The following is a 24,272-nucleotide window of genomic DNA, read 5'->3' as shown; positions in this document are numbered from 1 at the left end:
AATTTTATGGCTAAGAGCGGGCCTCCCCCCATAGTTTTTATCCTGTTATTTCTCTTGCTAGCCGGTGGCGGTTGGTTCTTTTTTCTCAACAAACCAGCATCGCAAGATGTTAGTAACAATCCCCCCACTCCCACACCTGCAGGCGATGGCGTCCCACTTCCCGTCGCACCCGTAGTTGGCGGCGCTTCGCCTGTTGCAGCTAGTTCCTTTGCGCTTCCAGCTTCTGTTCCTGCGGGTACGGCGGTGAGAATCGACGGTTCCACCAGCAGGGTGACAATCAATCAGAACCTCAAGAACGGCTTTCAAGGCAAATTTTCCGGCACGAGAGTCGATACCAAAGCGAACGGTTCTGAAAAAGGAATTCAGGATTTGGCGGCGGGAACAGCCGATATTGCAGCGGTATCGCGACCTTTGACGGCTCAAGAACAAGGTCAGGGTTTGGCTGCTGTGCCCGTTGCCCTAGATACGATCGCCCCTGTAGTCGGCATTAACAACCCCTTCAAAGCAGGTTTAACCTCCGCTCAAGTTCAAGATATCTTCAAGGGAAATGTTCAAGACTGGTCGAAAGTCGGCGGCCCGGCAGGCCAGATTAAAGTAATTAACAGACCGGCAGTTAGTGGCACTCACCAAACGTTTAAAGAACAAGTGCTCGGAGGTGGCAAGTTTGGTACGACGGCAAATATTACCACGCTCGATCGAGATGCTACAACTCCCCTGCTGCAAGCTTTAGGCAACAACGGCATTGGCTATGCGACTTTCGCTCAAGTAGCCAATCAGAGAACGGTGCGCGTTGTTCCCGTTAACGGTGCGACGCCGGATGCGGGTAACTATCCTTACAAACGGCAGTTGTACTACGCCTACAAAAACCCTCCTAGCCAAGCAGTTAAGGATTTCTTGGGCTACGCGACTTCTTCCGAAGGACAGAAAGCTATGCTGGCTGGAAATTGAGCCTTTGCAAAGTTTTGAAATTCAGGAATTCACCAGAATAAATTCTGGCGCTACACAAGCAAATAGTCCGCCAGAATAAATTCTGGCGCTACACAAGCAAAGTCCGCCTGCGCGGACTATATTCTTCAGTCCGCGCAGGCGGACTTCGTTTGACAAGAAGCGGTTTCAACCGCCGAATAATCTCAAACGGACTCGATCTGATAGGCTAATATTCGATGTAATTTAAAATTTAAGGTTTTTCTGTGAGCAAAAGTCGCGAACCCGTCGAAAGTTTACTTCTCTACTATTTATTCAAATGGTCAATTGTCAGCCCGATGCTGCACCTATACTTTCGGGGCCGCATCTATGGTGCAGAAAATGTTCCGACAGAAGGGCCGCTGGTGGTAGTCAGCAATCACGCCAGCGATTTTGACCCGCCGATTTTGTCTAATTGCATGAGGCGGCCGGTCGCATTTATGGCAAAGGAAGAGTTATTTAAAGTTCCTATTTTGAAGCAGGCAATTACGCTTTACGGTGCTTATCCAGTGAAGCGGGAAAGTGCCGATCGCAGTGCAATTCGATCGGCTATCAACTCTTTGGAAAATGGCTGGGCGACGGGTGTATTTTTGCAGGGAACTCGCACCCCAGACGGCAGAATTACTGAACCGAAATTAGGTGCGGCGCTGATAGCTGCTAAGGCAAAAGCGCCGCTGTTGCCTGTTAGTTTGTGGGGAACTCACGCGATTTCGTCGAAAGGTTCGGGAATGCCGCGTCCGGTGCCGCTGACGGTGCGAATTGGCAAGCTAATTGAAGCGCCCGGTTCTTCGGATCGCGAGGAGTTGCAAGCGTTGACTCAAAGATGTGCGATCGAGATTAATGGGATGCACGATTTGGGTCGCTGATTTTATAACTTTTGTTGCGGTTTTTCAGGTTATATCTACAGATAGATGAATGCTGAAGATAAACATCGAAAAATATCAATATAAGTGATTGAAAAACAAGCGCAATAATTAGGCTTGAATTTGAGTTTAATTTGACAGGGGATAAGAAGAAAGATATGGTAACAAGCAATCAAACCCGCGCGTTGGGATTGTTTTCTAACCGCGAAGATGCCGAGCAAGCTCTGACAGAATTGAAATCTTCCGGGTTTCCAATGGATAAAGTTTCGGTTGTTGCTAGGGATGCAGGTGAGTCTGTAGGCGATACTCAAACTAGCACTCAGGTGGGCGAGAAAAATCTAGACACAGGATCAGCAGTGGTTGGAGAAACTCTGACAAATAGTGCTTTAGCCAGCTTCCTAGTGGGTCTCGGAAGTTTAGCTATTCCCGGAATCGGGCCGATGATTGCAGCGGGGACTTTCGGCGCCTCACTGGTGGCTACCGTAGCAAGCACTGGCGTCGCGGCTGCGAATTTCGGTGGAGTGGTGAAAGCCTTGACTGACTTGGGAATTCCCGAAGAAACAGCGAGAATTTACACCGATCGCCTGCGGGCCGGCGATTATTTGGTGGTAGTAGATGGCGCTGAGGATGATATTAGTCGGGCTCAAGGGGTTTTCAGCAGTCGGGGCATCCAAAATTGGGGCGTTTTTTAAACAGGAATTGTGCACTAAGTCTATCCCTAGGGCGATGCACACCTCACCATTGGTGAGAACCATTAGCTCAAATTTAGTACCCGACTTTTGTGTAAAAATTAGCGCATCGATCCCCCCTAACTTAAAAAGGGGGGAACCGGAAACGGTGTTTCTTCCCCCGGAAAGGGGATTGAGATCCGGCTAAAACCCCGATCGAGACCGGGTTTTAGTCTTAAGTTGACATTCATTCATTGCCCACCCGATCCCTACAGGTAAATTATTGATTTTTATCGCTCATCTTTTGATGCTGAGGCGGTGACATAAGCGACAGCTAAAGGCGAAATTTTTTCTGTAACTGCTGCGATAACTTGGCGATCGAAGTCAGTCCAAACTCTGGGGCGATCGAACATACAAGGCTGCAAAACCCCCCACAATAAGCCGTCAGCACAAAGGTGAGCATGAATCAAAGCTCGATGTCCGAACTCTTTTGCCTCAAAATTTTTGTTGACTACTTCAGGATTTGCTGTCTCAACATCCTCAACAAAAATCGACGGTTTAGTTCGCAAAGCTGCTGCAAACAAAGGGTCTTCTTCCCCTAAAGATTCCGGTTCTTTTTTCCATTCCGCGTCCCCAATCTCTGGAAAGTTCGAGTTGCGACGCCAGCAGTAAGGTACTCTGCCTCTTTGCGTTTCAGGATTGCGGAGGTAGAGAAAGACCCGATCGCAATTTAACACCTCGCCTAAAGCCGGCACCAAAGCCGAAAAAACAGCATCCGGCGTTTTGCTGTCACTCAAAATTTTATCCAGAACTTGCGGCAGAATTTGCTCAGTCATTAACTTTAGCTTTTGAAGTTCATCTATTAATTTTAAACTACTCCTTCTCTTCTTTTACGAATTTGTCATCAGCGTCTTCGCGGTTCGTTAAATCGCTAGAGGAGACAAGTTTTAAAACCAGAGGGAATGGAAAAAAATTAAAACTTGCTCAATGCTTTCCTTTGTTTATTCCATTCTGGCTTGGCTGAAGTTAGCACCTGTATAACCGGTTGTCAGCCAAAGAATAGCCCTAGCGCCGTCGCGAACAGCTTTTTCCATTGGTTCGGGGGTTCGCCCAGACGGAACTGCCACAGGCTTAAAACTAATGCCTCGACTGCCGAGTACGATTTCGCCGATAATCTGAGCTCGCCGCATATGATCGTCTGAAGTGATCAGATACACGCTCTCAATCCCTCTAGCTTTCAATTCATCTACCAGGGTAGTAAAATTTGTTACTGTATCCACCGCTCTGTAGTCTAAGTGTACGCGATCGGACTCAATTCCCGCTTCTGAAAACACCCATTCCGCGAACTCAGGATTGCTGCCAGACGACACCCAAATCGGCAATTCAGGGTGATCCAGAGCAAATTTGGCGGCAAACACCTCTCGCTCCGTAGCCCCACCTAGAACTAACACAGCTTGGGGTCTCTGAAATTCGCTCTTAACCTGCTGATAGCCAAACCAGCACGCCATCAAAAGCCCTACTAGGAACCAAAAACTGCGTGAAGTATTCAAAGGCTGGTAACGCCGCGTGTTTGAATTGATTCTTAACCACATCTAAACCTATAAAAATTTTATGTAACTCACAAAGGAACCATAGCAAAAAATACCGCACGTATAGCCCACTAACAGGAATTAAAAATTAAAATTTAAAAAAGGGTCGGGGGATCATAGATTTTAGATTTTAGATTTTAGATTTTAGATTGACTCTACGCTTGTGGTGGGCTGAAACAGGTGATTTTAGATTTGAGATTTCAGATTTTAGATTTCCGATGGATTCTATAGAGGTTCTGCGTAAGTCCTCGTGTTCAACCAAGTATTCGTCTGTGGGCGAATTCGTTAGCGGATATGCAAAAAAGAGGGGCAAAACTTAGGCTTACCCCTCCTGCTGTTAATTTTTCTTGGTTTTTAACGGGACTGGCCGGGTTCGAACCGGCGGCCTAGCGCTTCAGATTTGTGTGAGTTTCCCCACTCTCTGGACTATACCTTCACCATATGCTTGCAGCTTTTAGGTGGTGACCGTCTAGTCTCTAAACCTTCCTGATTTCAATATAGGCGATTGTTTAATCGCCCTGAACTCAGGCTTGGCTTGGTATTGCCTTAGAGTCATAGGAACCCACGAACTCTTTAGGTTTCACCAAATTTGACCACATTCACTCCTAGAGTTTCCTCGCAGGGTGCCCGATTCTTCAGGAGGCGCTTGCTCTATCCATCTGAGCCACAGCCCCAGTTGCTAAACCGTTTTGATTATAGCAGTTAATGTCGATTTTGATTTTTTTTTGATGATTACCGATCGCCAGTTGCGAGTTTCGCAGCGATGCGGGCAAAGTTTTCTGCTGCGGTGAGTTTACCAGCACCGTAACAGGCGCGCTGTCTCCATGCGGTGACGGGGAGATGTCCCAGGGGAGCATCTTCGTTGAAGGAGAGCTCGCTGTAATATTTCCAATTTTCCTTGACTCGCCAGCCGACGCGATCGCAAAATTCAGTATAATTTGCCTCGGTACTTTCCCAAATCTCCTGCTGCACGCTCAACCCGAACCGCCCGCTGCTGTATTGTTGCCAAAGTTTGTCGATCGTGCGAAGGTCTGTAGGAGGAAAACTGTCAATATCGGCTGCACTCAGCCAGCCTTCGTCTTCCCTGACAGCGATTTGCAGCAAGATTTCCCAAGTGTGTTCATCAGCTTTGCGCCATTTTCCAGTTTCTAATAGCTTTGTCAGTTGGCGGTAGTCCATCCCCACTTCGGAGATAGCCGGAGTTGTCGCAGGTATAGCGCCGATTTTGTCTTCCAGCCGCAGTAGAGTGCTGACAATCAATTCGGGGTTTAGTTGTTCGAGGCGATACAGAACCCATTCTAACTGAGATTGCAGGTACGTGCGGGCGATCGCACCTTGCTGCAATTCCCCATGCAACTCATCAAATTTAGCTGACCAATTTTGTTGAGTGCGGGCCAATTCCCACATTTGTTTTGCCCACTGCAATCTAACTTGTTCTTTTTTTAAATAAGTTTTGGAAGGCTTAGCACGTTGCGGGTAGGGAGTCACATCCCAGCCGCAAATCGAGCAAAACTCTGCTTTTTCTTCTATGTATTCAGCACCGCACACTGGACAGTTAGACATATCGCCATCAATTCGGTTGCCAAGTAATTATAGGACATCTGGTAAATTAACCCTAATTCGATTAGGTACGCACGGAACACCCTACAATTACAGTTTATCTGTAGTAATGTGCGCTTTTCGCACCCCAAAGTTAGAGTTATTTATACCGGTCTAACAAGGCAAGCGAATAGTAAACAAACTGCCTTTGCCCAACTCTGATTTTACGTCGATCGTGCCGCGGTGAGCTTCGACTATTTGGCGGCAGAGGTGTAGTCCCAAACCTGTAGCAGACCGCAAGTGAGTTCCCGGCCCAAACCTTTCAAATAACTTCGTTTGTGCTGCGGGCGAAATGCCGGCACCGGTGTCTTTGATTTCTATGATTACCCATGCCAGCGGTTGGTTTTTGAAGCTAGTATAAGCAGGTGAATTAGCAGCTTTTAAGCTGACATCTATTGAGCCGTTGTCGGTGAATTTAATCGCATTTCCGATTAAATTTGTCATCAAGCGGTGCAGTTCCAGACGATCGCCCGGATACTTCGCAATCGGTGCACTTTCTGCACTTTCTGTCAAGTCTAAATTTATCGACAAACCTTTAGCATCCGCTAGGGGAGCTAGTTCTTCAGCTACCTCAGTAATAAGCTGGCGCAAGTCCACGGCAGCAAAAGTTAGGGATTTGCGGCCTGCTTCGTAGCGGTAAACTTCCAGCAGCATATTTACCAGCGCGATCAGGTTTTTGTTGCTGCGAACCATCGTCCCGAAAGCGTCGCGCATCTGAGGCGAAATTTCTCCCAAAGCTCCCTGCTGCATTAAACTTAGCATTCGATCGGCTGCTACCAGCGGCGTCCGCAAGTCGTGAGCGAGCCGGGAGACAAAATCTTCGCGCTGGATGGCGATCGAGTTGCGCTCGTCTACGCTGTGTTTTAGCCGCAGGAGCGATCGAACCCTCGCCAGCAGTTCATCCATTTCGACTGGTTTGCGGATGAAATCGTCTGCTCCCATGTCCAATCCCTGCACTACGCTGGCACTGTCGTGAGCAGTGATCAGCAAAATCGGCATAAAGGGCAATTCCTTATTTTCTCGGATTCGTTTAGTCACTTCGTAACCATCCATTCCCGGCATCATCACGTCTAGCAGTACCAAATCCGGGGCTGACTTGTCAATTTGACTCAAGGCAGAAAAGCCGTTTTCGGCGGTGCTAATTTCGTAACCTTCTTCTTCTAGGATTGTCTGAACCAACAAAACATTATCTGGTGCGTCGTCTACCACCAGAATCCGATCGGCTTTTGTGGCATTCGGAACAGATAAATAACTCATTTAATTGTTAGCCTGGAAATAAATACTAACTTTAATATGGCATCCGATTTATGTTTTCACATTTTTCCACTTCTTAACTCTGTCATAAGGAATATATCAAAAGTTTATCAAATCTTTTTACTTTTGAGCACTCGGATGTAATATAATCTACTACTTGGTTGTCATAGTATGCACGCCGTCCCAATCATCGGGCGGGGGTACTTCCAAATAGCTCAGGGATCGATCGAGGTGAACTTCCACAGGTCGATCGTTCGGTCGCATAGCTAAAGCCGCTTCAAAACAATTAATAGCTTTGTGAAAATTTCTAGCAATATAAGCATCCCGACCGTTGCTGTAAAGTTCCAAAAACCGAACGGTTTCCCCATCAATGGGTTCAGAACTATTTTGCAGCAACTCGTAAATACCCACCGGCTGATTTTTTCCCTTAACCCGCACCTTGTCCAACTCTCGCACCCAAATCCCTTCGCGACACAAACTGTATGTAAATTCGCTCAAAATTATATCGCAGCCGTACTCCTTTGTAAGCTGTTCCAAGCGCGAACTCAAATTCACCGCATCCCCGATTACCGTGTAATCCATCCGCTTTTGGGAACCAATATTTCCCGAAACCACCTCTCCCGAACTAATCCCAATTCCGAAGCGAAACGGATCTGCACCGGGGCGAGAATCATTAAACTCTTTCAAACGGCGGCGCATATCTAAAGCCGACTGAACCGCCATCCAACCGTGACTTTCCGGAGGATTCAGCGGCAGGGGCGCGCCGAAAACCGCCATTAAAGCATCGCCGATAAACTTGTCTAAAGTGCCTTCGTAGTGGAAAACGGCCTCCACCATCGTCTCAAAATATTCGTTCAGCAGGGATACCACATCGGACGCTCCCAAATTTTCGGTCAGCGTGGTATAGCCGCGAATGTCGGAAAATAAAATAGTCACTTCTTTGCGTTCGCCCACCATCAGGGCGCCTTCACCCAAGGCCATCACTTTATCTACGACTCCAGGAGTCAGGTAGCGGTACATCGTATTTTTCATCCGCTTTTCGTGGCTGATGTCTTCGAGTACCACTAAACCGCCACGCACGCCGCCCTCTGGATTGAGCAGCGGGTTGACAGTCAAATTCAAACTACGTTCAATTACTTTTATTCGAGCGGCGGGGATGGGCAGCGGACAATAAGGGTGATACAGGGCAGAATTTCGCAGCGCAAATAGAGATTGGGCATTAGCTAATTCTGCCAGCGCTACTTCCTCAGTCCACGCGCGGTTTTCGCCCCAAGCGTAATATAAATTAGGATCAGTGCGATCGGGCACGGCCAAAATATAACTTTCTTCTTCTTCTTCTTCTTCTTCTTCTTCTTTTTGTTGAGAATTGAGCGTTTTTTCTACCAACAGTCCCACAGTTAAACTTTGTTCGGGAACGTAATGTCTGGCAGCATTGTTGAGACTGTCTTCGAGTCGAAATTGCAAATTTTCGATCGGCACAACTTCCCAAACATAGCGATTCACCAGTTTATCTTCCCAAATCTGGGGATTTGGTTTGCTTTTAGCTTGATTTACCGGACAGCCCAACAATTCTAGGGCTGCTTCGTTGATAGTCACCACTCGCCCCTTCAAATCAGTGGAAATCACTGCATCAGAAAGACTTTGCAGCATATCTTTCTGATACTGCTTTTCCACCATCACGTTCTGAAACAGTTGAGAATTTTGCAACGCCATTCCTGCTTGGGAATTAAACGCTCGCAAAAACTCTTCGTCGGAAGGGGTGAAAGTACCTTGGTTCTTATTAATTAGCTGAGTTACCCCGATCAGCTCACCTTTAGCGTTATGCACCGGCATACACAAGACAGTCCGAGTGCGGTATCCCGTTTGCTGGTCTGTAGAGGGATCAAAGCGGGGATCGTCGTAAGCATCTGTAATATTTAGAGGTTGACCAGTCGAAGCCACGTAGCCAGCAATTCCCCTATTCGCAGGAAGGCGGACTTCCATCATCGTTGTGCCGTCAGCCTTAGCTAATTTTGTCCAAAGTTCGTTGGTTTCCCGATTTAACAAAAATAGCGTGCTGCGATCGGCCTGCATCAAGTCGCGAGCTTGATCCATGACAGAGCGCAAAGTGGTTTCCAAGTCAAGACTTTGACCCAAAGTCGTGGTCGCTCTCAAAAGTGCGGCAACCCCTCGCTGGTTGCGGGCCACGACGTAGAAAGACTGACAGCTTTCGAGAATAATCCCGATCGAATCTGCAAAAGCCTGGAACTGCTGTTCGTCTTCCTCGCTAAAGGAGACTTTGCCAGCTTTATTTAACAGTCTGACCACCGCCACGGGTTCCTGTTGGCTCTTGCTGCTAAAAATTGGCATACACAGCATGGTCTCGATGTGGTAGCCCGGTGGTTCGTCTACTTCGGAATTAAAATACTCGTGCGATCGAGCTTCGGCGACATTAATAGATTTTCCGGTTGTTGCTACGTAGCCTAAAATGCCTGCATCCATAGGCAAGCGTACTTCTACCTCCTCGCCCGTCAGTGGATCGAGTGTTTTGTGCCACAGTTGATTTTTGTTGGAGTCAACCAAAAAAATTGTTGTCCGGTCTGCTTGCAAAATTTGACCAATTTTGACAGTGAAGGCATCTAAAAGTTGCTCTAAGAGACTTTCGAGTGCTTCATTGTTAATCAGGTCCATCGCCCGGATAAATTGCTGAAATTCAGCCGTGATAAAGTCCAGCAGGCACACTAATTCAGGAACTGGCAGGCTCTTAACACGGGAGGTCAATGCCCCCATAAAATTGACTTGAGTCAGTGTAGCCAGAACGCTACCAGTATTGGAGAATGTCATGATTAACTGCTTGCTCAGAGGGGTAGACTGACCGCAGGTCGATCGGCGCTAGATTCGGCGGCGGTGCAAACTCTTGAATTTGTTTGCCAGCGCATCGGCACTCGCTTGTCGTTTTGATGAATCGTGAGTTCAAAAGTGGCGCACGCAACTTCAGTTTGCTTGTTTTGTATGCTCGATCGATCTTTTTTCCAACCTCGATAAGCTGTTGCGGCATTTAAATTGTCTGTCAAAAAACAATCTAACTCTTGTGGGGAGTAGGGGTTGGGCGTCCCGCCCGCCCTGAATATGCAATTAAAAGGCGCGACAGCTTACTGATGAGGGTTCGTCAATTCAAGCTGAACTTGAGTTCGCAAAACAGAAGGCCTGAAAATTAGGTGACAGGCTTTAGTTCGATCGAGAGTGCAGTGTGGATTTGACGCTCTGTGCTCGGCCCCAGCGCGCGGTGTGACAGTTTTAGCGCACTCGGCGACCGTATCCGGTCAGGTAAAGGGCGCTATGAAAGCAGCGCGCAAGGCATTCCTACAGAGCTTACTCATAGTTTAATGGTAAACGCAACAGATACATTTAACCCGGTAAATCCAGGATTGCGCCTCGATATACTGTGTATGGCAGATCAGGCATCGCTTTTAGCGATCCCTAATAGGGAGGTATCTCTCAAAGCTTTCAACAAAATATTGAAAGCGCTATTCAATGCGTTACGCTTTTGGGGGCTGATCCGTTACGCTTACTACGAAACTTTTTCGCTTAGTCCGATGCTTCGGCGCTGGTTTTAAACGGTAGCCTATCCTATTACATACTAAGCTGTTCGACATTCAAACTGCACTATTTGTGGGCCAGACCCCATACTGCAAGGGGTTGAGGCAATAAATTTAAATGACTAACAGCTTACCAATGTCTACCGCTATCTTCTAAGAGTTTACAAGAATTCGTTTACTATACGAAAACAGCAGGATAACGACGGTAATTTATGCAGCAAAAAAGTTCGATCGGTCTTTGAAAACATCCCTATTCAATACCAACTGACGATCGAACAGGGAAGCTAAGCTGGCGGTGATGTTTAAAGGTGCTACAGATCCTGACATTTAGGCCGCTGTGGGCACAGACTCGGCAAACACCACTGATTGATAGTAGCGCTGCAGTTGTGCGGCGGCCGCGGCCCAACCCCAGCGTTCGGCTTCTCGGCGAGCGTTATGGCGCAAGGTTTCCCGTTCTTCGGGATTCGCAAACAGACGCTTGGTGGCGGCTAGTGCTCCTTCTTCGTCGGCGGGGTCAAATAAATATCCGTTAACACCGTCGGTGACGATATCGGGAATTCCGCCGCTGCGCGCCGCCACTACAGGCGTCCCCGCAGCCATTGCTTCTAGGAGCACTAAGCCCAGGGTTTCGGTGCGGGAGGGAAAAATGAAGGCGTCGGCCGATGCGTAAGCTCTTGCGAGTTCTTGCCCCTTGAGGTAGCCGACAAAATTGGTGGGTGTACCGGCAAAATATTGTTCCAGGGTTTGCCGATGCGGGCCGTCTCCCACTAAGGCGAGGCGGGCATCGGGAATCGCTGCGAGGACTGGTTTGATGCGTTCGATTTCTTTTTCTGCACCGAGGCGGCCGACGTACAGCAGCAGGGGGCTGTCTGGGTTATTTGCAGAAAGGCGCGATCGCATTTCTCGACTTGCCAATTCCGGGACAAACATTTCAGTATCTACACCCCGCTGCCACAAATCTACCCGCTCAATGCCGTGGGTTCTCAATTCTTCTACCATTGCTGTAGAAGTACATAAATTCAGTTCTGCTTGGTTGTGAGCACCTTTGAGCAATTCCCACAATAAAGGTTCGAGGACTCCAAAACCGTAGTGGTGCAAATATTTGGGCAAATGCGTGTGATAAGAAGCCAAAATCGGAATGTTGAACTTTTTCCCGTAATATATACCGCCCAATCCCAAAATAGCGGGATTGACAACATGAATAATATCAGGTTTAAACTGCTCTAATTGGCGACCGACAGCCGGAGAAGGAAGTGCCATTTTCAATTCCGGGTACATCGGCAAAGGCAAACCCTCCACACCGTAAACTCGGACACCTTTGTATTCTTTAATCCCATAATCTGGAGAAAATATCAGAACTTGTTCGCCCGCGCGCTGCAAGTGATCTACAGTGTGAATCAGTCTAGTGACAATGCCGTCTATTTTCGGCAGGAAAGTTTCAGTGAAAAGAGCGATTCTCATAATAAATTGTTTAGGAAACCGATGATAATCCTAGCCTCTGGAAGATGTCGGGGTCGATGACAGGATACACTGCCTCGCAGGGAGTCAGTAATTGCGTGCTATCGCCTCCATTATATTGACGCTGTTGCTGTACGAATTGGGAAATATCCTCGATTTTAACAATCCATTCTCGCGCGTAACGAGCTAAAACACTGCCGCGCAAACCGAGTTGAATTGCCCGCCGATCCATTTTCGATCCATTTGGGTGATGGTCCGGGTCCCATTGCAGCCGTACAGCCGAATTTTTAACAGCTTGTTGCCATTCTTTTTCGCTTCCATACACTGCTGGAACGAAATTAGAATGGACAGCAGATGCTAAAATTTCGTCAAAAGCCGAGCGCTTCAGCCAAATAGCCAGAATTACTTCTTGTCCGGGTTTTGTTCCCCATTCCGAGCGATACATCATCCATAGAAAATTGGGCTTAATCCAACTCATGCGATTCAGACTAAATTCCCCACCGAAATAACCTTGTTCCGCTGCAAAAAGACCGATCGCCGGACGGTAGGCTTGGTACACTACGACCGTATGTTCATCAAATTGTGCCAGAATGTGACGACCTGTTTTCGGCCATTTACTTGCCTGGTTTAAGTAGGGCTCTGTTAGCAGCTTCACCACAACTAATTACTCTCGTGATGTTTCTGGGGGCAACATACAAACTCCGTGAATTCCTATCCCTACAATTATCCCGCCTCAAAGCAATTCCACACCTTCGGCAAAGCAATTAATTCTGTGAATTTCCTTTGCTGTTCTGGCAATTAATATTTCTGTTCCAGAGGCAAATGGGGCTTCGTTATGGAATTTTTTAATTAACCGCAGAGGACACAGAGGACACAGAGAAAGAGATAAAAAAGATAGATTATCGTAATATACAGCCAAATCCATTCAGAACTTGCGAACCCTTCTCCTCTCTTCCCTTCTTTTCTCTTACTTCGCGCCCTTCGCGCCTTCGCGGTTCGTTAAAAAGCTCTTTCCCCGCAGATAGAGGCCCGAACTTACTTCCAAGAAACCTTCGGCAAAATTTGGTTTTTATCGACACGGTGCTGATATTTTGTAGCAAAATTCAGCAGAGAATCGAGCAGGGAATCTGAGAGATAGTGCGGTTGCAAACCGAGGTCTAGCAAATTGGTGTTTTTGGCATTGAAATAATGTTCTTCTTTCTCGACTCTGGGATTTTCGAGGTGGTTGATTTCTACTTTTAATCCCATTGCCATGCCTGCTTTTTGCACCAAGGAGGCTAAGTCGCCGACGCTGAATTGTTCGGTGAATTGGTTGAAGACACGGAATTGTCCGGCTTCGGCAGGGTTGGCGATCGCCAATTCCACGCACCGCACGGTATCCCGAATGTCTAAGAAGCTGCGGGTTTGTCCGCCAGTGCCGTAAACCGTCAAAGGATGACCGATCGCAGCTTGGATGCAAAATCTGTTCAAGGCTGTACCGAATACTCCGTCGTAGTCCAAACGGTTGATCAACAGTTCGTCCATGCCTGTTTCATCTGTGAGCACGCCGTAGACGACGCCCTGATTTAAGTCGGTGGCTCTTAAACCCCAGATTTTGCAAGCAAAATGGATGTTGTGGGAGTCGTGGACTTTTGACAGGTGGTAGAAACTGCCTGGTTGTTTGGGATAGGGTAGTGTATCCTTGCGGCCGTTGTGTTCGATCGTAATGTAGCCTTCTTCAATGTCAATATTCGGCGTGCCGTATTCGCCCATTGTCCCCAATTTCACTAGGTGACAGTCGGGGAAGTCTTCGCGGATGGCGTACAGCAGGTTGAGTGTCCCGACGACGTTATTGACTTGAGTGAGGACTGCGTGTTCGCGATCGATCATTGAGAAAGGTGCCGAACGCTGTTCGCCGAAATGGACGATCGCCTCTGGTGCAAATTTTCTCATGCTTTTGCTGAGAAAATCGTAGTTGGTGATGTCACCGACGAACAAGTCGATCGACTTGCCCGTTAAATCTTGCCATCGCTGGAGTCTTTGCTGAATCGGTGCGATGGGAGTGAGGGTGTCGCTGCACAGTTCTAGATCCCAGTGCCGCCGCACGAAGCTGTCGAGGATGCCAACTTCGTAACCCTTGTTAGAAAGGTAGAGTGCGGTTGCCCAACCGCAATAGCCATCGCCACCAATAACCAGGACTTTCATAAATCAACGGTGAATCTTGCTTGCCAATACTGGGTTAATGTATCAGGTTATGGTGCATTCTGAACCTTTAATCAAGCGTGTTCGCCTAGGAAGGAGTCTGTTTTTTTTGATTAAACCTGAATTTCGTCGGCGAAACTGGCCCGGCGGGTGAATTCAAAGGGGCCGGCCTGGGCTCCCCAGACATGGGCGTCGGTTTCTGGGTCACGTCCGCGATCGTGGCTAATAAATTTGTCTTGGTCAATCTCGAATTCGCTGTCTAGATAGGTTTTTTTGCCCTTTCTGACCACCATGCAGCCTTTTCCTGGTTCGACAGACCCTTTGAAGCTGTTGCCCGTCCACTGCGTAATAAAGGTGCAGCCGGGAAGTAGTGTCAGTTGTTCTTTTTTGATTTCTTGCAGCCGTTGCGGGTCGCGGGCAGCGCCGTAGAATTGTTCTTCGTTTTCTATGGCATAATTTTCGATGTCGATTCGATCGCCCACCGGGATTAATTTTAAGACTCGGACTCGGTACGGTACATTCAGTTCAATATCGTAGGCTTGTTCTAGGTACAAGCTGAGCCCATCCAGAACTTCGACGGGCAAAGGCCTCATGCACACGCGGATGTGGGCGAAGAAGGGCGGGTTTTCAAAGGCTTGGGCTTGGTTGCTGAAGTCGGCGGCCATCCAGCGGGCGAGGGTGACGATATCGGTGGAATGAGTCATTTCGATTTTAGATTTTGGATTTTAGATTTTGGATTGAGGGAGTAGAAATTATTTTAGGGGATAGCGGGCGATCGGCTATAGAAGGTAGTTATATGGTTTACGAACAAGTAAAGAAACTGCGGCGATAAGTACGGCATTAATCAACGTATCCCATTAGCGAGATCGCCCTTTTCTTCTGCCAACTCTCGAATTTGTAGTCGAACTCGCCCCATTGGTTCGCCCTCAATCTTCCAAAACCTCAACCAAATCTTCCATTGTCACGTCGAAGGCGCGGGCAATTTTGTAGACAGCAGAAAGATCGACTGTATTCAAAGCATCGCGCCTCCCGTAGCTTTTTACTGTGTTGTAGTTGACTCCCGAGCGATCGGCAACTTCTTTGAACGTCCAACCTCTTTGCTCAGCTAGTTCTCGAATCCGCAATCTAACATATCCCATTAGCGCGATCGCCCTTACTATTCCAAAAACTCGACCAAATCTTCAACTAAACCAAAAGGAGTCCCGCGCTCTACCTGTACCCAGGTGAGCGTCGAGCGTCGGGAGGAATTTGCGTGAGCCAGGAGAGCCGCCCCGAACCAAACCGATGACTTTATGTGTCCGAAGGTGAGGGGCGGTCGATGAGCGAACAAATAATTTTTGCTACACCACTTGCTTTTGCCATCTTCACGAGATATAATTTTCTCAGCGTTCGTGAAAGTGATGCCTCAAATAATCACCGCCAAGCTAAAACTAAACCTGAATGCCGAGCACAAAGGTTTGGTGTCTCAGACTACCTTGGCTTATCGCGATGCCTTGAATCATACTTCGCGAGTTGCTTTTGATGCGAACAAAACCAGCAATGGCGCTCTCGTTGCAAAAGGCTGTTTACAACGAATTGCGTGTTCGATTTGGGCTGGGCGCTCAGATGGCTTGCAATGTACCCAGACAAGTGTCGGCAACCTACAAAACACTCTGGACTAAGGTAAAACAATCTAACGATGCTATTGCCAAAGGGTACACCAAGAAAAGGTACAAAGGACTAGACCAGCCCCCTAAGTATATTTCTCGAACTTGTACCTTGAATTATCAGCGCGACTACTCGTTCAAATCCGAGCAGAGGGTGAGTATTATTACCCTAGCTGGTAGAATAGTAGTTTCGTATGATGGCTACAACAAGCATCTGGATTTGATTGCCAAGGGTTCCAAGTTTGGAGCAGCTAAAATTGTCTATCAGCGTTCCTCTAAGGTTTACTATTTGATGGTAAGTATTGAGGTAGAAACCCCTGAGCTCGACCCACTGAAAATAACCAGAATTTCTGGCGTTGACGTGGGGATGCGCTACTTAGCCGTAGAAACAGACTTACAAAACAAGTCTAATTTCTACTCAGGTTCAGAAGCTAGACATAAAGCCAACCGCTATCATAAAGCTAGACAAACTCTTCAGCGTAAAGACACTCGTTCGGCAAAGCGCAGACTAATTGCTTTGTCGGGAAGAGAAAGACGGTTTATCGCTGACGTGAACCACCAAATTAGCAAGGATATTGCCAAACCTAATACTTTGATTGGACTGAAAAACCTAACCGGAGTTCGGGAGAGAATGAAGTCCAAGTCTGGTAAAAAGGCTAGCAAGAAACAGCGAAGAGCTAATCGAAATAAAGCTAAATGGTCGTTTGCCGAATTGCACGGCTATATTGACTACAAAGCTAATTTGAACGGCTCTTTAGCTACTAAAGTCCCAGCTCATTATACTTCGCAAAGCTGTCCAAAGTGCGGACACACATCAGCAGGCAATAGACCAAAAAAAGGGCTATTGTTTCGCTGTGAATGTTGCGGACACGAGCTTCATGCTGATTTGGTGGGTGCGCGGAATATTGCCATGAGAACGTTGCTTGTCCGGCAGGACTGGACGAGTACGGGGAGCTTGTCAGCATCCCCTAATGTGTCGGGCCGTGAAACTAAAGCTGAGATTCTGCAAAGATTGTCCCAATTGCGGTGGAGCTCAGATACAAGCCCACATCTCCGGCGGTACTCCGCTTGATGCTGGGTAGTTGACTCATGACATCAAAAGCAAGGGCGATCTTCTGAACGGCACTCAGATCGACCATACTCATCCCATCATCGCGTCTAGCGTACCCTTTAACCGTGTTGTAATTGACCCTCTTGGCGATCTGCCACGTCTTGCAGCGTCCAGCCCTTTTCTTCTGCCAACTCTCGAATCTTTAGTCGAACTCGCCCCATTGGTGCGCCCTCAATCTTCCAAAATCTCGACCAAATCTTCCATTGTCACGTCGAAGGCGCGGGCAATTTTGTAAACAGCAGAAAGATCGGCTGTATTCAAAGCATCGCGCTGAACGTAGCTTCTGACAGTGTTGTAATTAACTCCGGATCGATCCGCAACTTGCTTTAGTGTCCAACCCTTTTGCTCAGCTAGTTCTCGAATCCGCAGTCTAACGTATCCCATGTTTTAACTTGACATTGATGCGTATGCAACATATGATATCTATGTACACTAAAAACGATCGCCCTCCTAGCCTCGAAAACTTAAGGGCGATCGCCTTTTCTATCACACCCCGCGTTTGCGGGGAAGGATTACCCTATGATACCAACATCCAAGCCCAAATTAAACACTCATCCCTGGTGTATCGTGCGACAATTGCCAAATATGCAGCGATTGGTGGTTGCTCGGTTCCACCGCCGGGGCGATGCGGATGGATACATACAGATTTTACGGCGGTTGTTGCCGACGGCTAAACACGCGATCGTTTTTGATACGACAGGGGCTGAGAAATTGGCAGAAGTGCGATCGACTCAATTAGAACGAATCTTGTAATTAATCAGGAGCGATCGTGTTTTATAGCAAGTGCGATCGCTCCTGTGTTATAACCCAGAAGTCAGCCCCTAGCCAGACTCCACGCTAAAATTATCATCCTTAAGCGGATAATTTTTTTTTCGTTTTTTTTTACTCTATTATACTCTATAATATTTCCGATTTCAATTAGAAGCGCTATAGTGAACGGCCAGTTTCTTCATTTGGATGTAGGTGATAGAGTTGTGGTGTTGATAGTTTTAAGCAGCATTTTGTTGCTTATTTTCATAACAGGAGAATAAAACGGTATGCTACTGGTTAAGACAAAACTTGGCATCAGTTTTATTCATGCTATTGGTCTTTTCGCAGCGCAGTTTATTCCCAAAGGTACTGTTACCTGGGAATACTCTCCATACTTCGATACGTCTTATGAAGAGGCTGATGTTGAACGTATGTCTCCTTCAGCAAAAGAACAGTTCCTAAAATATGCCTATTTTGACAATATCCTCTGTAGATATGTTCTTTGCTTTGACGATCAACGTTTCATCAATCATTGTTCGGAGTCTCCTAATATTCTTTCGACATTGCGACGAGACGTTGCAGCAGTTGACATCTACGAGGGAGAAGAACTTGTTTGCAACTATAACTGTTATGATGATACTTATTTTATACGTCTTGGCATTCAGGAAATCACTCTGACACGCACCATACAATCTAGTTAAAGTGTTACAATTGCGTACTGGATTTATTGAATTAGTTAATACTAGCATAAAGTTTTATAGGAGGAAGCACTTGCGCGATCTATCTACAGATAAAACTAGAGATTTTTCGCGCAAATACTTCGCCCAAACGATACTTTTGCCAGAGATTAAATCCTCTGGTTGAGGCATCTAAATTAGCAAATTAGATGAGTTTGACAGCCCGCAGACCAAACATCAGGACTGTCGCCAAGCCGATCATGCCGCCAAAAAGCCCGAAATAAGTTATTATTCCGCTAAGAGTCATAAAAATCCTCGGTAAGTGGGTTCCTCAGCGTCTTTAGACCTGAGAGGGAAACGATACGAGCGGTTTCAACCGCCTTAAATAATTTACACCTTTACCGCCTTGGAATTACTTAGTTCCGGGTTCTTTTGTAATAAACTTTCAACAGGACAATTACTGCTTCAAACCTTTCACCCTGTACGCATAATGGTTTGCTCTTTCTTAGAGCCTCCTTTCGGGGTAATGTTAGCACGCGCCAATGTTTAGTGAGCTTGTTAGGTCAGCAGCGCTGTCTTACCTAAGAGTAAAACTGTTTAACCACTGACGACAGAGCGGGGAACTAGCTACGCATTCTCCCGCTGTCGTGACTCAAAAAACTTAGTCAGTTAAGACGCTTGGCTGGTCAACTAACTGAAGTTGTAGGCATCAAGCCCGTTACTTCAGTGCGGGGCGCTGACTGCAATTTCTCCAAAACAATCATTGACACTCCTGGCGCGTAAACGCACCGGGATTCTTTAATCTACGAGCCAATTTGCTGAGGCAGGATTTCTCCAGCCAAAGTAGAGATTGATTCTCCTAAAGCGTTGCTTGCGTCAAGCGCAAAAGTTCCGGTATGCCCTACCGTACCCAATCCTCTCCTTGAGGATATTTCTAGCCGCGTTTTCGTCTCTATCCATTACACACCCACATTTACACACGTGCGTTCTAGTAGATAGCGTTTTCTTGACAATTACACCGCAGCTAGAGCATTCTTGGCTGGTATATTGCGGATTCACCGCAACCGTAATCTTTTCAAATACTTTTCCAAAGTATTCAAGCCAGACACGGAACTGATACCAAGATGCGTCGTTAATAGACTTAGCTAAACAATGATTCTTCACCAGATTTTTTATTCTCAAATCTTCGTAAGCGATTACATCGTTTGATGAGATTACGCACCGTGCAAGCTTCATTGCATGGTCTTTACGCTGCCTACTTATTTTGAGATGGCGTTTGCCTAGAATCCGCCTAGCTTTGTCCCTGTTGTTTGAACCTTTTACTTTCCTGGACACCCGACGTTGACAACGTTTAAGGACTTTTTCACCTTTTCGCAAAAATCTCGGGTTCTCAACCGTAATTCCTTTTGAGTCGGTGTAATATTCCTTCAATCCTACGTCTAAGCCTATGGTGTTCCCAGAGGGGGCTATGTTTTCCTTTCGATCAATATCAATACAAAACTGAACGTATACGCCATCCGCACGTTTTACCAATCTCACCCGTTTTATTTGGCTAATTTGGTAGAAATGCAAATCGCGTGTCCCCTTGAGTTTTAACCGCCCAATCCCTTTCTTGTCGGTAAAATTGATGGATTTTCGGTCGTCGGCAAGTTTCCATCCAGTTGATTTATACTCAACAGATCGGCAATCTTTCTGGAACTGTGGATAGCCTTTTTTGCCAGCAACACCCTTCTTGCAGTTATCGTAGAATCGGGAGATAGAAGACCATGCTCGTTCTGCACTAGCTTGTCTAGCCATTGAGTTGAGTTCGTCAGCAAAGGAAAAATCACGCGCCAGTACAGCGCAGTATTTATTCAAATCATATTTATCCACCTTTTTGTTGTCCATCCAATACCTTATACAGCTATTGCGGACGAATTTTGCGGTACGAATTGCTTCGTCTACGGCAGTAAACTGATTTGATTTTCCGTATGCTTTAAACTCGAAAACTAGCATGGTTTTACCTCCCACCTTATGCTACTATGTTCAGCATAGGATGTTCCGTGACTTATTAAAACTTTACAATTAAAGCCGTCAAGCGAAGGACGGGGTTTTTAACCCAATTTCCTGATAAAAAGACCTATAAGAACTATAATCTAAAATCTAATATCTAAATTAGATAAATATGCAATCGATAATTAAAGTTGACTTGGGGCCACAATCTTACAATGTTTGCGTGCGATCGGGCGGTTTAGACGAACTCGGCAGTCTGATGGGCGATCTAAGTTTGGGCAAAAAAGTGCTGCTGGTGTCGAATCAGTCGATTTTTCGGCAGTACGGCGAAAGAGCAACAGCGGCCATCGAATCGGCCGGTCTGGAAGTCAGTAGCTGCATTTTACCACCGGGAGAACAGTACAAAACTTTAAATTCGGTGCAGAAAATTTACGGTGCGGCTTTGGAAAACCGCTTAGAACGTTCCTCGACAATGGTGGCTTTGGGCGGCGGGGTGGTTGGCGATATGACGGGTTTTGCGGCGGCAACTTGGCTGCGCGGAATTAATGTCGTGCAGGTTCCGACTTCGCTGCTGGCGATGGTTGATGCTTCTATTGGTGGCAAAACGGGGGTAAATCATCCTTTAGGGAAGAATTTAATCGGGGCTTTTCACCAGCCACGCTTGGTGTTAATTGACCCGGATGTACTCAAAACTCTGCCGGCGAGAGAGTTTCGTTCGGCGATGGCGGAAGTCATCAAGTACGGGGTGATTTGGGATGCTGAACTTTTCGGGAAGTTGGAGAATTGCAAGCGTTTGGATCAAATGCGCTATGTGAAGGCGGATTTGTTGGCAGAAATTTTGAGCAGGTCTTGCCAAGCTAAGGCTGAGGTGGTAAGCAAAGACGAGAAGGAATCGGGTTTGCGGGCGATTTTGAATTACGGACACACCATCGGTCATGCTGTGGAAAGTTTGACCAATTACAAGGTGATCAATCACGGGGAAGGAGTGGCTATCGGCATGGCTGCGTCAAGCCGGTTGGCTGTGGAGTTGGGAATGTGGGATGCTGAGTGCGATCGCCGTCAATCTGCTTTAATTGAAAAAGCGGGTTTACCTGCCAAATTGCCGGCTGGTGTGGATGTTGAGGAAATTTTGCATACTTTGCAACTCGATAAGAAGGTGCAGGATGGCAAGGTGCGGTTTGTGCTGCCGGTGCGCTTGGGTGAGGCTGCTGTGAGCGATCGGGTGGATGGGGATTTGATTATACAAGTTTTGAAGGAAATGCTTTAGCTTGCGGTTTTTGGGGCTGTTTAACCGCCGCTGAATGCTGATTAACGCCGATCGCCAATGATGTTTTTTCTTTCAATCGGCGATCGGCGCTGGAGTTTAGGAACCGCTCGATCGCGAATTAATTTCCTCCAAAATTTTATCTATTCTGTTAGCGGCTTGAGTTCTGCCTTGCTTGATAAATAACTCTTTAGCTTTTGTGAGGCTGGCTACTGCCTCCGCTTGGTTTTCCTTGTCTCCTTGTTGGTACAAACCGACTCCTAAATTGTTTAAAGCATCGGGATATCGATCGTTAATTTTAATGGCTTGTCTCCACTGAACAATTGCCTCTGGCAACTGCCCCTGACTTGCCATCGCCACGCCTAAATCGTTGTGAGCTTTGGCGTGCTGCGGGTTGACTTCAATTGCTTTTTGGAATAGAGCGATCGCATCGCTCATTTTACCTTGCCCCGACAGCATAGTTGCCAACTTGTAATAAGCATCCGCTTCTTTGGGATAGCGAGCGATTAGTTGCCGGTACAAAGCTTCGGCATTGACAGCATTTCCTTGACCGTAAAGGTCGTTGGCAGTTCTCAAACCCATCGTGTAGCCTTTACCTACAACTTGGCACTTTTTCTCGGAGTTGCCTTCCTGCTTGCAAATCCTGAGTTCGTCTCCCTTCATCTCGTAGGACATAACTTCCCGAACAGCAGGGCCTCGGCGCTGTGGTTGCAAGTTCTGCGAGTGCAAGTTTTGCGATAGTTGCAGGGCGATTGTCTCAGCCCCGGCCGGTTCGGCCACTGCGACACTGCAGATTCCTGCACCCACCAAAATGCTTGGGGCAATCCACATCAAAGGTTTGAACCAGGGAAACTCTCGATCGTTTTTCATGTTTTTTGTGGAAACGTGTTGTTGATATCCTGGGTTTCACTAGCGCCGCAAGAGTCGGAGCCGATGGGGCCCACCCGATGAAATAGTTAGTTATTAACAGATACATTTAACCCGGCAATTCCCGGAAGTCCGAGATTGCTGAGTATGGTAAGACTTGGAAATCAGCAAGAATTCCAGTCAAAGAGGTATCTCTCAAAGCTTTCAACAAAATGTTAAAAGCGCCATTGGTATCCCGGTCTAGTTTGTGACCGCAGGAGGGGCAAGCAAAATGCTTTTTGCCTCCTAGTTTTGTATGAATGTGACCGCACTTTGAACAGGTCTTAGATGTATACTCTTCTGTTACGTCTACTACAACACAACCATGTTTGGCTGCTTGATGCTTCAACGTTTTTTTGAATTTATAGTGACTCAAAGTCACCATCGCTCTAGCTGTTTTCGCAGTCAGGCGACGCTTGACTTTCTTCACCATCTGCTGAGTCTCGAAAGTCGGCAGAAAGATTACCTTGTATTTGTCACACAGATATTTCGCCGTTTTTTTGTGCAATTCAGAAACCAAATTTTTAATTTGGTTTCTGATTTTAGATGCAGCTTTTCTCAAGCAATAGCGAAGTCGTTTAAAACTTCTCCCCTTGCTGTTGCCGATTCGACTCATTATTTTATCTAGATGCCTAGCAAGACGGTAGATTCTGCCAATATCATACTTGCCCACCTCTAGTACCTCCTGCCCGTCGAAACCCGTCATAAAAGTTCTTACACCGGGGTCGAGTGCCACAGCCAGTCTTGAGTCTGTCGCAGCAGGCTTGCTTTCCTTGACTGCATAACTTACAAACCACTGACCGTTAATTAAGCTTAGGCTTGGCTCGTGCTGCATGACATCCAAAATTGGTTCTGCTGACTTAAAGCTTAAGCCTTTGGTCCCTTGAGGGTAAAACGTACTTGATTTCCAGTTGTCAGTTTGAAATCTAATGGTTTGAGACGTATCTCGACAGGTTCTGAATTTAGCTGAACCTCCCGACTTTTTAGCAGCTTTGTGGGCTTCAAATGCTTGAAATACTGCTAGCTGTCTGGGATTGTAAGGTTGTAGTTTTACCCAATCTGGCGCGCTATCCATAATCTGCTTTCGCAGAGCGTATTTACCAATTTTCTGGGTTTTGAGGATAGCAATTGCTTGGTTGTAACACCACCGACTAGCAGCTATCCAAGTTCTCCAGGTTGCTGCTAATTTCGTTTCCGGGTAAACTCGGATCTTCTTTGATAGTAGATTTGTACTTGCGGAGTCCGTACAATCGGCAACTGAATACGTGGATGATGGCAAGGATATCTTCAATGATTTCTCTTTCTGGAGATAGTTCTGTGCGACCGAGAACCACGAGTTTGCAATCGTTTTGTTCGCACACCCCTCTGATGAGGTCACAACCAAACCTTGCGAGTCGGTCAAGGTGGCAGACCACAATTGGGCTGATAGTTCCTGACATGACTTGTCCCAAAAGGGCAAGAAGACTTTTTCTTTTGAAATTGAGTCCCCCTCCGATATCTTTGAAGACTTGGCCTTGCGGGTAGATTCCTTGGAGGTAGCTGATTTGTCGGTTGAGGTCTTCTTTTTGTGTGGCCCTGCTAACTCGGCAGTAGAGGGCGGTGATTCTTGGATGGAGTCCGTCACTGAACACTGAGTCAATGTCGTAACGTCGCTGGTTGGTAGGAGTTCTAATTGTCTTGATTTTCCCTGCTTCGTCCCAGTTTCTAAGGGTCTTTTGGGAAACCGAGAGGAGTTTACAGGCTTCTCGGGGGGTGACTCAAGCGAGTCATGAT

At 46.9% G+C, this 24,272-nt stretch carries 22 protein-coding genes and 2 pseudogenes; 7 read left to right on the top strand and 17 right to left on the bottom strand.

Annotated elements, in window-relative coordinates; genetic code table 11:
• Positions 1-6: 6 nt before the first annotated feature.
• From QUB35_RS03010 to QUB35_RS03000, 3 genes are all read left to right on the top strand, one after another.
• Positions 7-948 (top strand): phosphate ABC transporter substrate-binding protein, encoded by a 942-nt coding sequence (locus QUB35_RS03010; RefSeq protein WP_333139251.1) that lies wholly within the window; start codon positions 7-9, stop codon positions 946-948.
• Between the two features lie 242 nt (positions 949-1,190).
• Positions 1,191-1,829 (top strand): lysophospholipid acyltransferase family protein, encoded by a 639-nt coding sequence (locus QUB35_RS03005; RefSeq protein ID WP_333139249.1) that lies wholly within the window; start codon positions 1,191-1,193, stop codon positions 1,827-1,829.
• Between the two features lie 155 nt (positions 1,830-1,984).
• The gene (locus QUB35_RS03000; RefSeq protein ID WP_333139247.1) at positions 1,985-2,518 is read left to right on the top strand and encodes a hypothetical protein; all 534 of its coding nucleotides are present in this window, start codon (positions 1,985-1,987) and stop codon (positions 2,516-2,518) included.
• 266 nt (positions 2,519-2,784) lie between these two features.
• On the opposite strand, the gene QUB35_RS02995 is transcribed toward QUB35_RS03000, so the two are convergent.
• The 11 genes from QUB35_RS02995 to QUB35_RS02945 form a co-directional block, all read right to left on the bottom strand.
• On the bottom strand, positions 2,785-3,330 hold the full coding sequence (locus QUB35_RS02995) for a GAF domain-containing protein (protein ID WP_333139245.1): 546 nt from the start codon (positions 3,328-3,330) through the stop codon (positions 2,785-2,787).
• Between the two features lie 165 nt (positions 3,331-3,495).
• Entirely contained in the window at positions 3,496-4,086 is a 591-nt protein-coding gene (locus QUB35_RS02990) for a YdcF family protein (RefSeq protein ID WP_333139243.1), read from the bottom strand.
• A 729-nt stretch (positions 4,087-4,815) separates the two neighbouring features.
• Positions 4,816-5,646: a GUN4 domain-containing protein gene (locus QUB35_RS02985; RefSeq protein WP_333139241.1), complete on the bottom strand. Its 831-nt coding sequence runs from the start codon at positions 5,644-5,646 to the stop codon at positions 4,816-4,818.
• 150 nt (positions 5,647-5,796) lie between these two features.
• The gene (locus QUB35_RS02980) at positions 5,797-6,939 is read right to left on the bottom strand and encodes a hybrid sensor histidine kinase/response regulator (protein ID WP_333139239.1); all 1,143 of its coding nucleotides are present in this window, start codon (positions 6,937-6,939) and stop codon (positions 5,797-5,799) included.
• Between the two features lie 150 nt (positions 6,940-7,089).
• The gene (locus QUB35_RS02975) at positions 7,090-9,759 is read right to left on the bottom strand and encodes a GAF domain-containing protein (protein WP_333139237.1); all 2,670 of its coding nucleotides are present in this window, start codon (positions 9,757-9,759) and stop codon (positions 7,090-7,092) included.
• Positions 9,760-9,773: 14 nt separating this feature from the next.
• A complete protein-coding gene (locus QUB35_RS02970; protein ID WP_333139235.1) occupies positions 9,774-9,989 on the bottom strand; it encodes a hypothetical protein in 216 nt (71 codons plus the stop codon).
• 852 nt (positions 9,990-10,841) lie between these two features.
• Entirely contained in the window at positions 10,842-11,975 is a 1,134-nt protein-coding gene (locus QUB35_RS02965) for a glycosyltransferase (RefSeq protein ID WP_333139233.1), read from the bottom strand.
• A 10-nt stretch (positions 11,976-11,985) separates the two neighbouring features.
• Entirely contained in the window at positions 11,986-12,630 is a 645-nt protein-coding gene (locus QUB35_RS02960) for a DUF4291 domain-containing protein (RefSeq protein ID WP_333139232.1), read from the bottom strand.
• Between the two features lie 377 nt (positions 12,631-13,007).
• Positions 13,008-14,156, bottom strand: coding sequence for an NAD-dependent epimerase/dehydratase family protein (locus QUB35_RS02955; RefSeq protein WP_333139230.1), 1,149 nt, complete (start codon positions 14,154-14,156; stop codon positions 13,008-13,010).
• A 110-nt stretch (positions 14,157-14,266) separates the two neighbouring features.
• Positions 14,267-14,857 carry a chromophore lyase CpcT/CpeT gene (locus tag QUB35_RS02950; RefSeq protein WP_333139228.1) on the bottom strand — a complete coding sequence of 197 codons (591 nt, stop codon included), beginning with the start codon at positions 14,855-14,857 and terminating at the stop codon, positions 14,267-14,269.
• Between the two features lie 222 nt (positions 14,858-15,079).
• A complete protein-coding gene (locus QUB35_RS02945; RefSeq protein WP_333139226.1) occupies positions 15,080-15,292 on the bottom strand; it encodes a helix-turn-helix transcriptional regulator in 213 nt (70 codons plus the stop codon).
• A gap of 382 nt (positions 15,293-15,674) precedes the next feature.
• Between QUB35_RS02945 and QUB35_RS02940 the strand changes: the two genes are divergently transcribed.
• On the top strand, positions 15,675-16,871 hold the full coding sequence (locus QUB35_RS02940; RefSeq protein ID WP_333139224.1) for a transposase: 1,197 nt from the start codon (positions 15,675-15,677) through the stop codon (positions 16,869-16,871).
• Between the two features lie 210 nt (positions 16,872-17,081).
• Here the strand turns inward: QUB35_RS02940 and QUB35_RS02935 are convergent, their stop codons facing one another.
• Positions 17,082-17,294: a helix-turn-helix transcriptional regulator gene (locus QUB35_RS02935; protein ID WP_333139222.1), complete on the bottom strand. Its 213-nt coding sequence runs from the start codon at positions 17,292-17,294 to the stop codon at positions 17,082-17,084.
• A 135-nt stretch (positions 17,295-17,429) separates the two neighbouring features.
• On the opposite strand from QUB35_RS02935, the gene QUB35_RS02930 reads away from it, so the two are divergent.
• Entirely contained in the window at positions 17,430-17,663 is a 234-nt protein-coding gene (locus tag QUB35_RS02930; RefSeq protein ID WP_333139220.1) for a hypothetical protein, read from the top strand.
• A gap of 284 nt (positions 17,664-17,947) precedes the next feature.
• Entirely contained in the window at positions 17,948-18,361 is a 414-nt protein-coding gene (locus QUB35_RS02925) for an SET domain-containing protein-lysine N-methyltransferase (RefSeq protein WP_333139218.1), read from the top strand.
• 181 nt (positions 18,362-18,542) lie between these two features.
• Here QUB35_RS02925 and petL read toward each other — a convergent pair whose 3' ends face one another.
• Both petL and QUB35_RS02915 read right to left on the bottom strand, forming a co-directional pair.
• Positions 18,543-18,644 (bottom strand): cytochrome b6-f complex subunit PetL, encoded by a 102-nt coding sequence (gene petL / locus QUB35_RS02920; RefSeq protein ID WP_333139216.1) that lies wholly within the window; start codon positions 18,642-18,644, stop codon positions 18,543-18,545.
• A 496-nt stretch (positions 18,645-19,140) separates the two neighbouring features.
• Positions 19,141-20,332: pseudogene (locus QUB35_RS02915) on the bottom strand (RNA-guided endonuclease InsQ/TnpB family protein).
• Positions 20,333-20,501: 169 nt separating this feature from the next.
• Between QUB35_RS02915 and aroB the strand changes: the two are divergent.
• Positions 20,502-21,596 (top strand): 3-dehydroquinate synthase, encoded by a 1,095-nt coding sequence (gene aroB, locus QUB35_RS02910; protein ID WP_333139214.1) that lies wholly within the window; start codon positions 20,502-20,504, stop codon positions 21,594-21,596.
• 96 nt (positions 21,597-21,692) lie between these two features.
• Here the strand turns inward: aroB and QUB35_RS02905 are convergent, their stop codons facing one another.
• The 3 genes and pseudogenes from QUB35_RS02905 to QUB35_RS02895 form a co-directional block, all read right to left on the bottom strand.
• The gene (locus tag QUB35_RS02905) at positions 21,693-22,463 is read right to left on the bottom strand and encodes a tetratricopeptide repeat protein (RefSeq protein ID WP_333139212.1); all 771 of its coding nucleotides are present in this window, start codon (positions 22,461-22,463) and stop codon (positions 21,693-21,695) included.
• A gap of 106 nt (positions 22,464-22,569) precedes the next feature.
• Positions 22,570-23,709: a transposase gene (locus tag QUB35_RS02900; RefSeq protein WP_333139377.1), complete on the bottom strand. Its 1,140-nt coding sequence runs from the start codon at positions 23,707-23,709 to the stop codon at positions 22,570-22,572.
• Positions 23,651-24,256, bottom strand: a pseudogene (locus QUB35_RS02895) (IS607 family transposase); the annotation flags it as partial. The gene QUB35_RS02900 and the pseudogene QUB35_RS02895, both read right to left, overlap by 59 nt.
• Between the last annotated feature and the right edge of the window lie 16 nt (positions 24,257-24,272).

It is taken from the genome of Microcoleus sp. B13-B6, assembly GCF_036705405.1.
Lineage (GTDB): Bacteria > Cyanobacteriota > Cyanobacteriia > Cyanobacteriales > Microcoleaceae > Microcoleus.
This window is presented reverse-complemented; position numbering and strand designations above follow the sequence as displayed.

What these genes read in the sequence shown, in the direction of transcription:
- QUB35_RS03010 (WP_333139251.1), top strand. Translation starts at nt 7, where the DNA reads ATGGCTAAGAGCGGGCCTCCCCCCATAGTTTTTATCCTGTTATTTCTC.
- QUB35_RS03000 (WP_333139247.1), top strand. Translation starts at nt 1,985, where the DNA reads ATGGTAACAAGCAATCAAACCCGCGCGTTGGGATTGTTTTCTAACCGC.
- QUB35_RS02995 (WP_333139245.1), bottom strand. Translation starts at nt 3,330, where the DNA reads ATGACTGAGCAAATTCTGCCGCAAGTTCTGGATAAAATTTTGAGTGAC.
- QUB35_RS02990 (WP_333139243.1), bottom strand. Translation starts at nt 4,086, where the DNA reads ATGTGGTTAAGAATCAATTCAAACACGCGGCGTTACCAGCCTTTGAAT.
- QUB35_RS02985 (WP_333139241.1), bottom strand. Translation starts at nt 5,646, where the DNA reads ATGTCTAACTGTCCAGTGTGCGGTGCTGAATACATAGAAGAAAAAGCA.
- QUB35_RS02980 (WP_333139239.1), bottom strand. Translation starts at nt 6,939, where the DNA reads ATGAGTTATTTATCTGTTCCGAATGCCACAAAAGCCGATCGGATTCTG.
- QUB35_RS02975 (WP_333139237.1), bottom strand. Translation starts at nt 9,759, where the DNA reads ATGACATTCTCCAATACTGGTAGCGTTCTGGCTACACTGACTCAAGTC.
- QUB35_RS02965 (WP_333139233.1), bottom strand. Translation starts at nt 11,975, where the DNA reads ATGAGAATCGCTCTTTTCACTGAAACTTTCCTGCCGAAAATAGACGGC.
- QUB35_RS02955 (WP_333139230.1), bottom strand. Translation starts at nt 14,156, where the DNA reads ATGAAAGTCCTGGTTATTGGTGGCGATGGCTATTGCGGTTGGGCAACC.
- QUB35_RS02950 (WP_333139228.1), bottom strand. Translation starts at nt 14,857, where the DNA reads ATGACTCATTCCACCGATATCGTCACCCTCGCCCGCTGGATGGCCGCC.
- QUB35_RS02945 (WP_333139226.1), bottom strand. Translation starts at nt 15,292, where the DNA reads ATGGGATATGTTAGATTGCGGATTCGAGAACTAGCTGAGCAAAGAGGT.
- QUB35_RS02940 (WP_333139224.1), top strand. Translation starts at nt 15,675, where the DNA reads ATGCGAACAAAACCAGCAATGGCGCTCTCGTTGCAAAAGGCTGTTTAC.
- QUB35_RS02935 (WP_333139222.1), bottom strand. Translation starts at nt 17,294, where the DNA reads ATGGGATACGTTAGACTGCGGATTCGAGAACTAGCTGAGCAAAAGGGT.
- QUB35_RS02930 (WP_333139220.1), top strand. Translation starts at nt 17,430, where the DNA reads ATGATACCAACATCCAAGCCCAAATTAAACACTCATCCCTGGTGTATC.
- QUB35_RS02925 (WP_333139218.1), top strand. Translation starts at nt 17,948, where the DNA reads ATGCTACTGGTTAAGACAAAACTTGGCATCAGTTTTATTCATGCTATT.
- petL (WP_333139216.1), bottom strand. Translation starts at nt 18,644, where the DNA reads ATGACTCTTAGCGGAATAATAACTTATTTCGGGCTTTTTGGCGGCATG.
- aroB (WP_333139214.1), top strand. Translation starts at nt 20,502, where the DNA reads ATGCAATCGATAATTAAAGTTGACTTGGGGCCACAATCTTACAATGTT.
- QUB35_RS02905 (WP_333139212.1), bottom strand. Translation starts at nt 22,463, where the DNA reads ATGAAAAACGATCGAGAGTTTCCCTGGTTCAAACCTTTGATGTGGATT.